The following is a 1,082-nucleotide window of genomic DNA, read 5'->3' as shown; positions in this document are numbered from 1 at the left end:
CAACCAATCCGATAAGGTTGAACGATATACGGCATCCGTCACCATCCACTGGCCGGGGAATATTTGCCCCGTTCCCATCGACTACGCCTTTCGGCCTCGCCTTAGGGGCCGGCTAACCCTGCGAAGATTAACTTTACGCAGGAACCCTTGGACTTTCGGCGAGAGTGTCTTTCACACTCTTTGTCGTTACTCATGTCAGCATTCGCACTTCCCATACCTCCAGAAGCTCTCACGAGTCTTCCTTCATCAGCCTAGGGAACGCTCCGCTACCACTCACCTCTTGCGAAGTGAATCCGAAGCTTCGGCTCGTGGCTTGAGCCCCGTTACATTTTCGGCGCAGGACCCCTTATTTAGACCAGTGAGCTGTTACGCTTTCTTTAAAGGATGGCTGCTTCTAAGCCAACCTCCTGGTTGTTTTGGGAGTCCCACATCCTTTCCCACTTAGCCACGAATTGGGGGCCTTAGCTGTCGGTCAGGGTTGTTTCCCTCTCCACGACGGACGTTAGCACCCGCCGTGTGTCTCCCGAGCAGTACTCGTGCGTATTCGGAGTTTGGTTGGGTTTGGTACCGCTGTGGGCGGCCCTAGCCCATCCAGTGCTCTACCCCGCACGGTATTCACTCGAGGCGCTACCTAAATAGCTTTCGCGGAGAACCAGCTATTTCCGAGTTTGATTGGCCTTTCACCCCTAGCCACACGTCATCCAAGACCTTTTCAACGGGCACTGGTTCGGACCTCCAGTGGGTGTTACCCCACCTTCATCCTGCACATGGCTAGATCACTCGGTTTCGGGTCTAAAGCCACGAACTGAACGCCCTATTCAGACTCGCTTTCGCTGCGCCTTCACCTATCGGCTTAAGCTTGCTCGTAACTTTAAGTCGCTGACCCATTATACAAAAGGTACGCAGTCACCCAGGACAAACCTTGGGCTCCTACTGTTTGTAAGCATCCGGTTTCAGGTGCTATTTCACTCCCCTCGTCGGGGTGCTTTTCACCTTTCCCTCACGGTACTGGTTCACTATCGGTCGCTGAGGAGTACTTAGGCTTGGAGGGTGGTCCCCCCATGTTCAGACAGGATTTCACG

The 1,082-nt window shown here is 54.1% G+C and carries 1 rRNA gene; it reads right to left on the bottom strand.

Annotated elements, in window-relative coordinates:
- A 23S ribosomal RNA gene (locus C1631_RS25205) occupies positions 1–1,082 on the bottom strand; the annotation flags it as partial.

It is taken from the genome of Chryseobacterium phosphatilyticum, assembly GCF_002899825.2.
In the GTDB taxonomy this organism is placed as follows: domain Bacteria; phylum Bacteroidota; class Bacteroidia; order Flavobacteriales; family Weeksellaceae; genus Chryseobacterium; species Chryseobacterium phosphatilyticum.
Note: the sequence above shows the minus strand (reverse complement) of the source record. Positions and strands in the feature narration are given on the sequence as shown.